The organism is Kytococcus schroeteri, from assembly GCF_002847825.1.
In the GTDB taxonomy this organism is placed as follows: Bacteria; Actinomycetota; Actinomycetes; order Actinomycetales; family Dermatophilaceae; genus Kytococcus; species Kytococcus schroeteri.
This window is the reverse complement of record NZ_PKIZ01000135.1, coordinates 1-316: the sequence shown is the minus strand read 5'-3', so window position 1 is coordinate 316 and position 316 is coordinate 1. Positions and strand designations below refer to the sequence as shown.

Annotated in this window: 1 protein-coding gene; it reads right to left on the bottom strand. The window is 63.9% G+C overall.

From position 1 onward, the window contains the following. Positions 1-101: 101 nt before the first annotated feature. The coding region (locus CYJ76_RS11865) for a VapE domain-containing protein (protein WP_144043117.1) at positions 102-316 on the bottom strand (215 nt) is incomplete at its 5' end.

Sequence of the window (316 nt, the reverse complement as noted above, 5' to 3'; positions counted from 1 at the left end):
GTTTTCGTCCTCCTTCCGGCGCCATACGCGCTGTAGCCCGTATGGGAACACACGTTCGCGGTCTCTGCTCCCTGTTGGGCGTTCCCAGTCCGGGAGCTTCTTCAGGATCGCCGACGGTCATCGGTCTCGATAGCCGCGTCTTGGTGCTGCTGGGCTTGCTCGGCGATCTCACCGGTGAGGTGGAGCGCTTCCCCGGCCTCGTAGCAGCCCATGACCTCCGCCCATATCTGCTGGATGGTCTCACTAGTCATGCTCCACGCTTTCAGTCGACCGGAGCCGGTGACGCGCACCGGCCAGAACCGGCGGTTGCCTGTAG